The organism is Corynebacterium sp. HMSC036D02 (genome assembly GCF_001836165.1).
In the GTDB taxonomy this organism is placed as follows: Bacteria; Actinomycetota; Actinomycetes; order Mycobacteriales; family Mycobacteriaceae; genus Corynebacterium.
The window spans coordinates 101,728-114,005 of record NZ_KV827649.1 but is presented as its reverse complement, the minus strand read 5'-3'; the positions used below and the strand labels follow the sequence as shown (position 1 = coordinate 114,005).

Genomic DNA, 12,278 nt, shown 5'->3' with positions numbered 1-12,278 from the left:
GCATTTAGGCCTTGGCAGCAGCGGCCTGTTCGGGAACGAAGGCCGTAAGTAGCTTGTCGGGATTCTTAGAGCCGATCAGCCAATAAGGTGTCGGGTCCTCTGGGTCATCGAGGACAAGCATCACATGTTCTGGCACCCAACCATGCGTCACGAGGAATGCAGCGGGATCGAGCTGTGGGCCCAACGCATTGCGACGCGCGGTGGCCGGCACCGCGGTGCTGCGGGAGACGACATCATGCGGCAGCTGCGCATCCTTCACAGTGAGCCACCGCGTGCCGTCGGCATCTTGTTCCACTTGCACCACCGTGTTGGACCAAGCTAAGAGAACCCACGCGGCGATGGCGCTGAGCAGAATAGCGGGGATGATGACCCACATGATTCCGCGGTTGAGGCTGACCGTGGCTGTAGAGATCGCCACAACGGCGGCCGCCATCAACCACCAGTGCCACGGCACCCACTGGCGCTCGCGGTAAAGGATGACGGGGGATTCGGCAGCCGTCGAGGGGGAAGCAGACGAAGAACTCGAAGTCATGGCTTCAGAGTCTAGTCGTCGGGGAAGGGGAGAACCCAACGCGCCGAGTAGACGCAGCCTCTAGGCCCCAGCCCGTGAGTAGGGCACGGCGGGGGCAAGGTAGGCTGGGCCGCGTGAATGAGCAACATCCCCTCGTAGATCCGGTAAGTCCTTTTGGTGAGATTCAGGTCAAGCGCCTTGATAAGGAGCTTCCGCTGCCGCAGCGCGCCCACCGTGGCGATGCCGGTGCGGATCTCTATGCTGCACACGATGTCACTCTGCGTCCCGGCGAGCGGGCTTTAGTTGGCACGGGTATAGCCCTTGCCCTGCCGATGGGCACGGTTGGCTTGGTCCACCCTCGCTCCGGCCTGGCAGCCAAGCACGGGATTTCCGTGGTTAACACACCAGGCACCATCGATGCGGAGTACCGCGGTGAGATTAAAGTCTGCCTTATTAATCACGACCCAGTAGAAACTTTTGAGGTTGAGCGGGGAATGCGTATTGCCCAGCTCCTTGTGCAACGCGTGGAGTTGGTGGGTTTCCGTGAGGTTGAGGAACTCGATGACACCGCTCGCGGTGAAGGCGGTTACGGCTCCACTGGCGTCAACTGACTCGAATAGACCGGTAACACACACGAATTAAGGAAGGCACTAACCATGGCGATGTGGCCCTTTGGCAAAAAGAAGAAGGACGAGAATAAGACAGAGGACGCGGGGAAGAACCCGGATGTCCGTCAGGACGAGGCTGTTTCGGAGGCAGCAGAGGCCGTGGACGATACCGTTGCCTCGGCTCCTGCCGATTCCAACGCTGGCCTAGTCCGGGAAGACAACGATGATTCTCATGGTGTTACCGGGCTGAAGGCCGTGGCACATGATGCCATCAACGGGGAGATGGGACCCTACGACGGCGATAACGTTGATATTGCCGAGTTCAACTTTGAGGATTTTTCGGTTGGTTTGCTGGACTTGGGTTCCATGCGTATCCCGCTGCCCAAGGGCTCGCAGGTCCAGGTGGAGATGGGCCAAGACGGCCCGCGCATGCTCCACATCCTTACCCCGCACGGCCGCATGACCCCCGTGGCCTTTGCCGCGCCGCGCACGCCAGGGCAATGGGCGGAATCTGCGGAGGATATCGTCCAAGGCTTGGAAGCCGATGGGTTTGCCGCGCACCCAGAGGACGGGCCTTGGGGATCTGAAATTGTTGGCTCCAGCGACAAGGGCGGTATCCGCATCATCGGCGTGGAGGGACCGCGGTGGATGTACCGATTGACCCTGGCTGCCCCGGCGGGCAAGGAAGAAGAGCTCGCAAAGCTGGGGCGTGAAGTCGTCGCCCGCACCTTCATCTATCGTGGTGAGGAGCCTATCCTGGCCGGAAGTTCGCTTCCTGTTATGCTGCCGCAGCGACTCGCTGAGCAAGTTCAGCAGGCCCTGAAGGAGCGCCAGCAGCAGGCCGCCGATGCAGACAACGCTGCAGCACCGGAGGCAGGATCAGCTACCGAGGGCGCCGAGAACGCCGCGGAAGTCCAAGCCCGCGAACAGTTGCGGGACCTCGAAGACAACGAGAAGAACTAGACCCTTAAACGTTGTTTTCTTTCCCCGGCACTAGCGAAAAGGATTCTTAGAACACGTGACCACCCCTACGCCTGAAGAGCACGATTTCACCGAGCGCGGCACCGACCCCAACCCCGCATATACCGCGGGGCCGAGTACCGATACGTCACCGCAGGCAAGGGCCGTGGTCCCAGATGCCGAGGCGGAACCATCGTTGCTCGAACAGATGGGAGGCCTGACTGGGCTCGTGTCTGCGACCTTGCCAGTGCTGGTTCTCATCCCAGTCAATAACGTTTGGGGTCTGGGACCAGCTCTGGCTGCGGCGCTCGGCGTGGCATTGGCCATCAGCCTGTGGCGTTTGGCCCGCAAGGAGACTCTGCAACCAGCTTTCTCCGGGCTATTGGGAGTGGCTATTTGCGCCGCCATTGCGTGGTTTACCGGGGATGCCAAGGGATACTTCCTTTACGGAATTTGGATGTCGCTCGTACTGTTCATCGTGGCGGTGATCTCCATCATCGTTCGTTGGCCGCTCGTGGGCGTGGTCTGGAAGGGCCTCAACGGCGATGACATGGGGTGGCGCACAATCCCGAAGGCTCGGCAGGCTTATGCCTTGGCAACGGCGGGGTGGGCCGCAGTCTTCATCGCCCGGTTCATAGTGCAGCGCGCGTTATACGACGCCGATGAAACCACCACCCTCGGCATCGTTCGCATCCTCATGGGGTGGCCGTTGACCGGAATCGTCACCATCCTGACAGTCTGGATGGTGCGCCGCGCCAACGCTGCTGTTGAGGAAGCGCAGGGCTCCGAAAATACTCAAGGAGAAAACTCATGACTAAGACTGAGCGGAACGCTGAGAGCGCAGCCATCACCAAAGGCCAGTCTTTCGATACCACCATCGAGCGCATGGGACACGGCGGTGTCGGAATCGGCGCAGCACCCGACGGGCGTGTGTGTTTTGTCCCCGGCGCCTTTCCCGGAGACCAGGTGACGGTAACCGCCACAAAGGTGAAGAAATCCTTCGTCGAAGCGGAAGTCAATGCAGTGCTCAAGGCAAGCCCTGACCGCGTTGAATCTGCGTGCCCGGCTGCGCAGCGAGGTGCAGGGTGCTGCGATTTCGCCGAGCTAGATTCCGCGGCGGAACCAGGCATCAAGGTCGCGGTTTTGCGGGACCAGCTGCGCCGAGTGGCTCGCCTCGAGGAGGTGCCCGACATTGAATCCATCGATGTGGCGCCCCAGCGTGGATGGCGCACGCGGGTGAGGTTGGGTGTCGACAAGCAAGGCCGTGCCGGCGTGCGCAAGCGTGGCTCCACGGAGCTGATTACGGATGTGGCCTGCAGCCAGCTGGCACCGGGCCTCGTTAGCGGTCTGGTGGGACCGGAGGCTCGCACATTTAGCCCTGGCGCGGAGGTCATCGCGGTTGTGGACAGCGACGGTAACCGGCACGTCGTGGAGACCCGGAAAGCGCCGCGCGGCCGACGCATCGAGACCATTCGGGAGGTCATTGAAGCCCCGACGCAGGACGTAGTTCAACGTGCAGATGGCCACGAGTTTCACTTTCCGCCCACCGCCTTTTGGCAGGCGCACATCGGCGCACCCGATACCTACACGCGCCTGGCACGCCAGTGGCTCGCGGCAGAGGCTGGAGAGAATAAACCTGCACAGGAATCCGAGGCCGCTGCAGTGGCTTGGGATCTCTATGGAGGAGTGGGGCTGTTTGTTCCCGCTCTTGCTGAAGTCACCGCACCTGAGGGCGGCCATACTACGGTGTATTCCGTCGACTACTCGCCGGCGGCCGCGGCAGCGCAGCCGGGGCTTGCGGACATTGATGTGCACTTCCGGACGGCTAAGGTGGAGCAGGCCGCAAGCCAGCTGCCGCGGCCAGCAACGGTTATTTTGGATCCCCCGCGTACCGGTGCGGGTGTTGAGGTGGTGGAGGCCATTGCTGCCGCGGCGCCGCAGCGCGTCCTTCACATTGGCTGTGACCCCGCGACGTTTGCACGTGATATCGCTGCATGGTCTGAGCACGGCTACCGTATAGAGCGTTTAGCCATGGTGAATGCCTTTCCGGGAACACACCATTTTGAGACCTTGGCGCTGCTGGTTCCTGCGGCATAAGGCAGGATGCATCCGCGGTGGAAGATCCCGGGGTAATGATTGACGTGTCACGTGTATAAGCGGGTACGGTGGTAGAGAAGAAAACGATCGATGAAGGGGTTTAAGGCAAGCTCTATGGGCATTCTGGATTCCATTCAATCACCAGGCGATCTCAAAGCCCTGAGCAAGACGCAACTGGTTGAGCTCGCGGCGGATATCCGCCAGCGCTTGATTGAGAAGGTGTCCGCTACGGGCGGTCACCTCGGGCCCAACCTGGGCGTTGTGGAGCTCACGGTGGCGATCCACCGCGTCTTCGATTCCCCGCGGGACCCCATCGTCTTCGATACCTCCCATCAGTCTTATGTGCACAAAATGCTCACCGGCCGTGCCAACCAGTTTGATTCCTTGCGCCAGAAAGGCGGCTTATCTGGGTACACGGACCGTGGGGAATCGGAACACGACTGGACCGAATCCTCACACGCCTCGGCAGCGCTATCCACGGTGGACGGCCTTTCCAAGGCATTCAAGATTCGTGGTGAATCGCACCGCAATGCTGTGGCGGTCGTCGGTGATGGTGCCCTCACCGGTGGCATGTGCTGGGAGGCACTGAACAACATCTCTGCGGATAAAGACCGCAACGTCGTCATCATCGTTAACGACAATGGCCGCTCCTATTCGCCGACCATTGGTGGACTTTCGGAGAACCTCGGGCGCATTCGTGCACAGCATGGTTATGACGAGTTCATGGAGCTGGGCAAGAAGCGCCTGAAGTCGATGGGCTGGGTGGGCGAGCGTACCTTTGATGCTCTGCACGCAGTCAAGGAGGGCGTAAAGTCCACCGTTCTGCCCACCGAGATGTTCCCAGAGCTGGGAATCAAATACATTGGCCCCATCAATGGCCACGATATCGACGCGGTGGTCCGGGCGCTGAGCTATGCCCGGGACTACGACGGTCCCATCATCGTGCACACCGTCACGGAGAAGGGGCATGGCTTTGCCCCGGCGGTCAATGAGCCGAAGGACCAGATGCACTCCACCGGAGCTATCGACCCGGTCACCGGTGTATCCAAGGGACAGAAGCAGCCGGGATGGACTGCGGCTTTTTCCGAGGAACTCATCAAGGCCGGTCATGCGCGCGAGGATATCGTGGCTATTACCGCTGCTATGGCGGGGCCGACGGGCCTTGCGCCCTTCCAGGAGGAATTCCCAGAGCGATTCTTCGATGTTGGCATCGCGGAACAGCATGCCATGGCCTCCGCCTCCGGTTTAGCGCTGGCAGGAATGCACCCAGTGGTGGCTGTGTACTCCACCTTCCTTAACCGTGCAGTCGACCAAGTTGTCATGGACATTGCGCTGCTCAAGCTGCCCGTCACCATCGTGCTCGACCGCGCCGGTATCACGGGCTCTGATGGCCCTTCGCACAACGGAGTGTGGGACATGGCGTTGATGAGCATCGTCCCGGGGATGCGCATTGCCGCACCACGCGATGGCGCTCGTCTGCGTGAGCTTTTCAATGAGGCCATTGCTATTGAGGATGGTCCCACGGTGGTGCGCTTCCCTAAGGGCAATCTCCTGGAGGACCGTGAGGCGATCAAGCGCCTCGATGACGGGGTAGACATCTTGCGCTATACCGATGCTGCCGAATCACCGACTGAGGCAACCGATGTGCTCATCGTCTCCGTCGGAGCGATGAGTGCTCGTTCCTTGGGTGCTGCCGAGTTACTGGAAGCACAAGGTTTCAACGTGACCGTCGTCGATCCGCGCTGGCCGGTACCAGTCCCGCAATCCGTTGTTGCGTTGGCGGCAGATCATGATCTTGTGGTCACGGTGGAGGACGGCCTCTTGCGGGGCGGCGTTGGTTCAATGGTTGCGGAGGCACTCGACGCCGCTGATGTAGATACCCCGGTGCATCGCCTCGGCGTGCCTGGTTGCTTCCCGAAGCATGCCAGCCGCGGAGAAATCCTCGAGGAATTCGGGCTGACCCCGGAGGGCATCGCGGAATCCGTGAATGAGTGGGTAGCTACGCGGAGCTAAAAGCGCGGGGGAGCGGGGTGCTACCGCGCCAGTCCGCGACGCAGGAGCGGCGTGGACAGCTCCACCTGCCATTCGCGCGCGCCCTGGGAACGCAGGAAGTCGGGGATATCGGCGTCTGCTGCGATTTCGCCCGCCACGCCGCCTTCAGGTCCGCAGGCCGCCCAGACTACAGTGCGGACCAAGCTGGGTTTGAGGATCAGTTCGTAGCTCATGCCCAGATCTTCACCGAGGTCTTCGAAATCACCACGGATCTCGGTATAGAGCTGCCATAGCTCGGGGAAATCCCGGTTAAAAACTGATTTGGAAGGAACCGGGTGTGGGCTGCGCAACGCCTTCGGCCACTGCTGGCGCGGGCTAGCAAGGGCGGTCTCGACGGCATCGAACCAGCGCAAGGTGGCGCCGCCGCGGCGCCGAGGGAAGCCTTTAATCTGGTTGATTTCGTGCGGGGAATGGGGTACGCGGCGCGCGATTTCTACGAGCACGCGGTGCGGCAGCACTCGGTTCGGTGCGATGTCCTGGGAGCGGGCGATGGATTCGCGTCGCTGCCACAACTCACGGGCTACCGCGAGTTGCTCACGGGAGCGTAGAGAGGAGACGCCCTTAAGATCCCGCCAGGAACGAGGCTCGGGGCCAGTGATACGTGCGTGGTCTTCGACAATCTTCTCAAACTCTTCATAAGCCCAGTCGAGCTTGTCCTGTTCCGCAAGAATATCTCGCAGTGTCACGGCGAGCTCGTTGAGAAGCTCCACGTCGAGCGCCGCATAATTGCGCCACTTCCGCGGGATGGGGGTTTCGGACCAGTCGGAATCGCCGTAGCCTTTCTCCAGTTCAACGTCGAAAAGCTCCAGCACCATTGCGGCCAAGTTAGGGTGTGCGAAACCGGCGAAGCGGGCAGCCAGCTCAGTATCGAACAGTAAGCCTGGGTATAAACCTAGCCACGCTAGGCTAGGGAGATCGGAGGGGGCGGCATGGACCACCCACTCTTGTCCATTGAGCACCGGTGCGAGTGCTACGCGGAGCTCATCGCGGTGGTGCTCGGGGGCGAACAAAAACGTGCCCGCACCTTCTCGGCGGATTTGCACGAGGAAGGCGCGGTCATCAAAACGGTAGGACGAGGCGCGTTCGGTGTCGATGGCAAATGGCCCAGTTCCCGAAGCTAAGCGGGCGGCACCGGCCTGAAACTCACGGGGAGAAAGCAGGACTTTCGGCGTTCCATCAACCGGTACCTGGCGCAATTCGCTCATCTTAGCGTCCGAGTTCGGCTACGCCCTCTGGTGGCAGACCAGCGACGAGGGAGAGGACTTGCGCAAAAGCTTCGACGTGTGGGGCGAGATCCAGGCCGGATGCGGTCCACGAGGCGCGCATTTCTAATTGGTAGGCGCGCGGTGGTCCGCCGATTTCGCCGAAACGAACGGAAGCGGTCGAGGTGACGGTGCCGCCCAAGTTCGTATGGGTAGCCTCGCGCACGTCGAGGGATTCAGTGAGCCATTCCCAGGCGACGTCGGGAAGCAGCGGGTCGCCGGCGACAGCATCGTCCAAGTCTGCCTGGATGTAGGCCACCAGGCGCATCGCCCCTTCCCAGGCTTCTTCCGCACCTGGGTCGTGCAGCAGGATGAGGCGGCCGAAGGCATCGCCTTCAGAGTCAGTAGGGATGAGGTCCCCGTGTTCTTTGCGCTCAACCTCGAGGCCGATGGCGTGGCTGAATGGGGCCAGGCGTTGCGGTGGGCGGATGGTGCCCAAGGTGATTTCTGGGCGCAGCTGTGCGGCATGGAGGGACTCGACGGCCTCCGTGAAGGCGGTCGGAGTGCTCGGCTCCGCAGGGCGCGATTCGGTAGAAGAGGCGGCGGCGCGATCGTGCAGGTTGGTCGGTGCCCCTGCGAGGTTGCGCGAAGAAACGTCGGAATTGCTCACGGGGATCAAAGTATAAGCTCCGCCCGTGTGGCGGTGGAAGGCGCGCCGAAAGGCTAGTGGCGCGCGGGGGCGCCTCCAACTTATGATGGATAAGAAACTCTGTCGGTTGAAAGAAGGAGAAAGGCATGTCGAAGGTCAACTTCGCCGAGCTCAACAAGGTCCAGCGCTATTCGCAGCACGCGGTATTTCAGGTCATCCCGGGTGCGTTGGGAACGGAGCGCGAGGAGATCGTCGCGCAGGCGCAGAAGTTCTTCTCTGAGCTTGAGGAAGCAGGCGTGGTTACCGTGCGCGGTATCTATGATCTGTCCGGGATGCGGGAGAGCGCTGATTACATGATCTGGTGGCACGCGGAAGAATTCGCCGACATTCAGAAGGCCTTCGCGGACTTCCGCCGCGAGACCGTCCTGGGCCAGGTTTCTGAGGTGACGTGGGTAGGAAATGCTTTGCACCGCCCGGCAGAGTTCAACAAGTCTCACCTGCCGTCCTTCATTATGGGCGAGGAGCCCGGTGAGTGGATTTCCGTTTACCCCTTCGTGCGCTCTTACGACTGGTACACCATGGATGAGGAAAAGCGCCGCCGTATCCTCATGGAGCACGGTATGCAGGCGCGCGACTACCCGGATGTGCGCGCGAACACTGTGCCGGCCTTCGCACTGGGTGACTACGAGTGGATCCTGGCCTTTGAGGCCCCGGAACTGCACCGCATCGTGGACTTGATGTACCTGATGCGCTACACCGAGGCTCGCCACCACGTGCGCGAGGAGATTCCCTTCCACACCGGCCGTCGCGTGAAGGACGTGGCTGAGCTCATCACGATCCTGCCTTAAAGGGGCGCGATTTTGCCGGAAGCCGGTTGAGGAGTTAGTCCTCGACCGGCTTTTCTTCTAGATCAAGGCAGATGGAATTAATGCAATAGCGCAGGTCCGTGGGCGTATCGTAGCCTTCGCCTTCGAAGACGTGACCGAGGTGGGACTCGCAGCGAGCACAGAGCACCTCGATGCGGCGCATGCCCAGCGAATTGTCCTCGCGCTCTATGACGGCGTCGCCGGCCAAGGGGGAGAAGAAGGACGGCCAGCCGCAGTGCGATTCAAACTTTTCCGTGGAGCGGAAGAGCTCGGCGCCGCAGGCTCGGCAGGAGTACACGCCCTCGGTGGTGGTGTTGGTGTATTCACCGACGTGCGGTGCTTCCGTTCCGGCCTCGCGCAGGACGCGGTACTCCTCGGCGCTTAGCCGCTTGCGCCATTCGGTATCAGCAATGAGCTTGAAATCAGTCATGCGGGGATTTTATCGCCCGCCTGAGGCTTTGGGCTAGCCCCTCGTTCCGCGGACCACCAGCCGGCCACGGAGGCGGCGCTCACCACAATGAGCAGTCCCCAGCCAATCGTGGCGATGAAGACGCTCATCCAGTGTGCGGCGGTGGGCATGCTTGTCGACGTCCATTCGAGCGGCGCCAAGAATAAAAATGCGGCCAACCATGCTCCCCACGTGCGGAAGACCGAGCGCTCGAGCATCACAGTAAACAGCATGGGGATAAGCCACATGGAGTAGTACTGCTGGCCTAAGGAAGAAAGGAAGAAGATTCCGACCATGATGGCACCACTGGTGCTCAGCGCCCAGAAGGTGGGCTCACTTTCGCGCCAGCGCAGCAGACCGAGGATCGCCACTGCGGCCAGGGCCGCGAAGAGCAACCAGATGGGGTAGTAGACGATGCCGGGGAGTTCGAAGTAGGCGCGCACACCCGGCCAGGAGGCGTTGGCATAATCGCGCGTGGTGGCCAGGTAGGGAAGAAGGTTGGCGCGGAAGCCCTCCACGCCCGGAACGAACGGCCAAGCCGCAAGGTTGCTCACCAGCGGTATGGCCACGCCCAAACCTACAGTGAGCCAGCGCTTGCGCACCAAGGCGAGGAAGAGCAGCGGGGCAAATTGCGGCTTGACCAAGATTGCCAGCCCGATGCACAAGCCAGCGGCCCACCCGTGTTTATCCAGCAAAGCCAGGAACGCCACCATCGCGAGCAGAAGCACGCCGTTGATGTTGGTAAAGACCAACGTGTTGATGACTGATTCGGTAGCGAAGGCTGCGGCGATACTGACCGGCCACAGCGGGCCTCGCAGGCTGTGGCCTACGAAGCGGGTCAGCACGGCCAAAGCGGCAATGATGGCGGCGGCGTTGGCCAGAATGAAGGCGATGCGCGCGTGTTCCTCGGACACGAGACCCAAGGGGGACAGGAGAACCGTGGCGCCTGGGTTATACAGGTAGAGCGGTTCGACGAAAGAATAGTTTTGCTCGTAGACCGGGGTGCCCTCCCACAGGTTCCGGATCGCGCGGTAGACGGTGCCGAAATCATCAGTCACCGTGCCGTTGAAGGCGAGCACGAAGATGCGATGAAAGACCAAGACGATGGCGGCGGGCCACGCGGCGGCCGTCCATAGTCGCGCAGGAGCTGAGAGTGAGGGAGCCGGAGAAGTCACGGCAGCACAGTTTACGGGGTCTGAGTGCGCCGGTAGCGCAGAAACACCGTGTTGGCGACGGCGGTGACGTTCTCCAGCTCGAGCTTAAGCGCGGGGGAGGTGGCCTCGCCGTTAACGACGGGCTTTTCGACGGAAGGGGATAGGTGCGGATCAAGCGTCAAATAAAGCTTGCCCACGAGGCCTTCTGCGATAAAGGCGGAGTAGACTGATGGTCCACCTTCGCAACTGATGCGGCGTGCGCCCTGGGCACGAAGAGCTGAAATAGCCTCGCTCATGGTTCCGGTACCTGTGCTGATGATTTCGGCACCAGCGTCGGCTAAGCGCCGTGCCTCGGGTGAAGATGCGCGTTCCTCCGGGGTGAGAACAACGGGGCCAGAGGCTATAAAATCTTCGAACCCGGCAAAGTCAAGGGAGTGGCTGAGTACAGCGAGGCGCGTGTTGCTCGCGGGCCCATAGGATTCTGCCTTCACCGTTGCTGAGCCCACCACGGTAACCTCGGCCCATTCGCGCAAGGCCGCGAAGAGCTCGGCGTCAGTGTCGTTGCCCATCGGACCTGAGGTTCCGTCGATGGTTGCGGATCCGTGGAGCGTACTCACGGCGTTGAGTCGGATGCCCTCACTATCAGGGCCAAGCAGCGTGTCGATGAGTGCGGTGTTGTCCATGTGGCCAGCGTACGTGGCCTAGGCTCAGACTCAAGTGCGAGCAAAAGTCTGGGTTAAGGATAGTCCGATAAACGAAAAAAGACCGCAGCTAGCTGCGGTCTTAAAGAGTGGTCCTAGCTGGGATTGAACCAGCGACCTTTCCGGTGTGAACGGAACGCTCTCCCACTGAGCTATAGAACCTCGGTGCAGAACTTAAAGTACACTGCGGTGATGGCAACCCCCTAATCGTCCAGCTCAACTAGGGTGAGCAGAGTTTGACGGAGCTTGTAGCTCAAGGTGGTGGCGCACGCCGGTGTGCTGTGTTGTCGAAGTCTCAATGACATCGATGTAATCTACCTGCTGCAGTGTGGCCTGCGAATAGTGCTGTGGGCTGCGGATTTGGAAACTGGGGCGGTGCACGATAAAGTTTCTTCTCGCACCACGGCATACCAGCCGGGAACGTGCAATGCGGATGTAGCGCAGTTGGTAGCGCATCACCTTGCCAAGGTGAGGGTCGCGAGTTCGAGTCTCGTCATCCGCTCCAGCACATGTAGTGTGTGAGGCGGTATCGCCACGGTGGAATGGCCGAGTGGTGAGGCAACGGTCTGCAAAACCGTGCACACGGGTTCGATTCCCGTTTCCACCTCAAGAGCTGGCACCCAATTCTGGGTGCAGTGAGCGCGTTTAGCTCAGCGGGAGAGCGCTTCCCTGACACGGAAGAGGTCACTGGTTCAATCCCAGTATCGCGCACAAGGACTTAGTCCTAGAAACCGGGCCTGGTTTCGAATGCGGATGTAGCGCAGTTGGTAGCGCATCACCTTGCCAAGGTGAGGGTCGCGAGTTCGAGTCTCGTCATCCGCTCCAAGACTTTCTTGATATCACGCTTATTGGTATCGATGAACGGAAGGTCTTGATAAATGCATAAGCGCGATTAGCTCAGTGGGAGAGCGCTTCCCTGACACGGAAGAGGTCACTGGTTCAATCCCAGTATCGCGCACAAGGAGTTCCTTGCGGACTCCATGGCAAGCTCCGCCTTGCCACGCGGATGTAGCGCAGTTGGTAGCGCATC

General features: G+C 60.9%; 12 protein-coding genes and 6 tRNA genes. 11 read left to right on the top strand and 7 right to left on the bottom strand.

Annotated elements, in window-relative coordinates; all coding sequences use genetic code 11:
• Positions 1 to 4: 4 nt before the first annotated feature.
• A complete protein-coding gene (locus HMPREF2743_RS01895) occupies positions 5 to 532 on the bottom strand; it encodes a DUF3093 domain-containing protein (RefSeq protein ID WP_070527279.1) in 528 nt (175 codons plus the stop codon).
• Between the two features lie 113 nt (positions 533 to 645).
• On the opposite strand from HMPREF2743_RS01895, the gene dut reads away from it, so the two are divergent.
• The 5 genes from dut to dxs all read left to right on the top strand — a co-directional run bounded on the left by dut (position 646) and on the right by dxs (position 6,189).
• Positions 646 to 1,122 carry a dUTP diphosphatase gene (gene dut, locus HMPREF2743_RS01890; protein ID WP_010190213.1) on the top strand — a complete coding sequence of 159 codons (477 nt, stop codon included), beginning with the start codon at positions 646 to 648 and terminating at the stop codon, positions 1,120 to 1,122.
• Positions 1,123 to 1,167: 45 nt separating this feature from the next.
• Entirely contained in the window at positions 1,168 to 2,082 is a 915-nt protein-coding gene (locus HMPREF2743_RS01885; RefSeq protein ID WP_070818083.1) for a DUF3710 domain-containing protein, read from the top strand.
• A 55-nt stretch (positions 2,083 to 2,137) separates the two neighbouring features.
• Positions 2,138 to 2,893, top strand: a complete 756-nt coding sequence (locus HMPREF2743_RS01880; RefSeq protein ID WP_070527285.1) for a DUF3159 domain-containing protein — start codon at positions 2,138 to 2,140, stop codon at positions 2,891 to 2,893.
• The gene (locus tag HMPREF2743_RS01875) at positions 2,890 to 4,176 is read left to right on the top strand and encodes a class I SAM-dependent RNA methyltransferase (RefSeq protein ID WP_070527288.1); all 1,287 of its coding nucleotides are present in this window, start codon (positions 2,890 to 2,892) and stop codon (positions 4,174 to 4,176) included. Before HMPREF2743_RS01880 ends, HMPREF2743_RS01875 begins: the two co-directional genes overlap by 4 nt.
• Before the next feature lie 114 nt (positions 4,177 to 4,290).
• A complete protein-coding gene (dxs, locus tag HMPREF2743_RS01870) occupies positions 4,291 to 6,189 on the top strand; it encodes a 1-deoxy-D-xylulose-5-phosphate synthase (protein WP_070527290.1) in 1,899 nt (632 codons plus the stop codon).
• A gap of 20 nt (positions 6,190 to 6,209) precedes the next feature.
• On the opposite strand, the gene HMPREF2743_RS01865 is transcribed toward dxs, so the two are convergent.
• Both HMPREF2743_RS01865 and HMPREF2743_RS01860 read right to left on the bottom strand, forming a co-directional pair.
• Positions 6,210 to 7,433: an HRDC domain-containing protein gene (locus tag HMPREF2743_RS01865; protein ID WP_070527293.1), complete on the bottom strand. Its 1,224-nt coding sequence runs from the start codon at positions 7,431 to 7,433 to the stop codon at positions 6,210 to 6,212.
• A gap of 1 nt (position 7,434) precedes the next feature.
• A complete protein-coding gene (locus HMPREF2743_RS01860; RefSeq protein ID WP_070527607.1) occupies positions 7,435 to 8,049 on the bottom strand; it encodes a DUF3000 domain-containing protein in 615 nt (204 codons plus the stop codon).
• Between the two features lie 176 nt (positions 8,050 to 8,225).
• On the opposite strand from HMPREF2743_RS01860, the gene hemQ reads away from it, so the two are divergent.
• On the top strand, positions 8,226 to 8,927 hold the full coding sequence (gene hemQ / locus HMPREF2743_RS01855) for a hydrogen peroxide-dependent heme synthase (protein WP_070527296.1): 702 nt from the start codon (positions 8,226 to 8,228) through the stop codon (positions 8,925 to 8,927).
• Positions 8,928 to 8,961: 34 nt separating this feature from the next.
• On the opposite strand, the gene msrB is transcribed toward hemQ, so the two are convergent.
• The 4 genes from msrB to HMPREF2743_RS01835 all read right to left on the bottom strand — a co-directional run bounded on the left by msrB (position 8,962) and on the right by HMPREF2743_RS01835 (position 11,410).
• A complete protein-coding gene (msrB, locus tag HMPREF2743_RS01850) occupies positions 8,962 to 9,375 on the bottom strand; it encodes a peptide-methionine (R)-S-oxide reductase MsrB (protein WP_070527299.1) in 414 nt (137 codons plus the stop codon).
• A complete protein-coding gene (locus HMPREF2743_RS01845) occupies positions 9,372 to 10,568 on the bottom strand; it encodes a glycosyltransferase family 87 protein (protein ID WP_070527302.1) in 1,197 nt (398 codons plus the stop codon). Before HMPREF2743_RS01845 ends, msrB begins: the two co-directional genes overlap by 4 nt.
• 11 nt (positions 10,569 to 10,579) lie before the next feature.
• The gene (locus tag HMPREF2743_RS01840; RefSeq protein WP_070744789.1) at positions 10,580 to 11,230 is read right to left on the bottom strand and encodes a dihydrofolate reductase family protein; all 651 of its coding nucleotides are present in this window, start codon (positions 11,228 to 11,230) and stop codon (positions 10,580 to 10,582) included.
• A 108-nt stretch (positions 11,231 to 11,338) separates the two neighbouring features.
• Positions 11,339 to 11,410: transfer RNA gene (locus HMPREF2743_RS01835), tRNA-Val, on the bottom strand.
• A gap of 267 nt (positions 11,411 to 11,677) precedes the next feature.
• On the opposite strand from HMPREF2743_RS01835, the gene HMPREF2743_RS01830 reads away from it, so the two are divergent.
• The 5 genes from HMPREF2743_RS01830 to HMPREF2743_RS01810 all read left to right on the top strand — a co-directional run bounded on the left by HMPREF2743_RS01830 (position 11,678) and on the right by HMPREF2743_RS01810 (position 12,206).
• Positions 11,678 to 11,753 (top strand) — tRNA-Gly (locus HMPREF2743_RS01830).
• A gap of 31 nt (positions 11,754 to 11,784) precedes the next feature.
• A tRNA-Cys gene (locus HMPREF2743_RS01825) sits at positions 11,785 to 11,855 on the top strand.
• Positions 11,856 to 11,887: 32 nt separating this feature from the next.
• Positions 11,888 to 11,959: transfer RNA gene (locus HMPREF2743_RS01820), tRNA-Val, on the top strand.
• Between the two features lie 38 nt (positions 11,960 to 11,997).
• A tRNA-Gly gene (locus HMPREF2743_RS01815) sits at positions 11,998 to 12,073 on the top strand.
• A 61-nt stretch (positions 12,074 to 12,134) separates the two neighbouring features.
• Positions 12,135 to 12,206: transfer RNA gene (locus tag HMPREF2743_RS01810), tRNA-Val, on the top strand.
• The last annotated feature ends 72 nt before the right edge of the window (positions 12,207 to 12,278 follow it).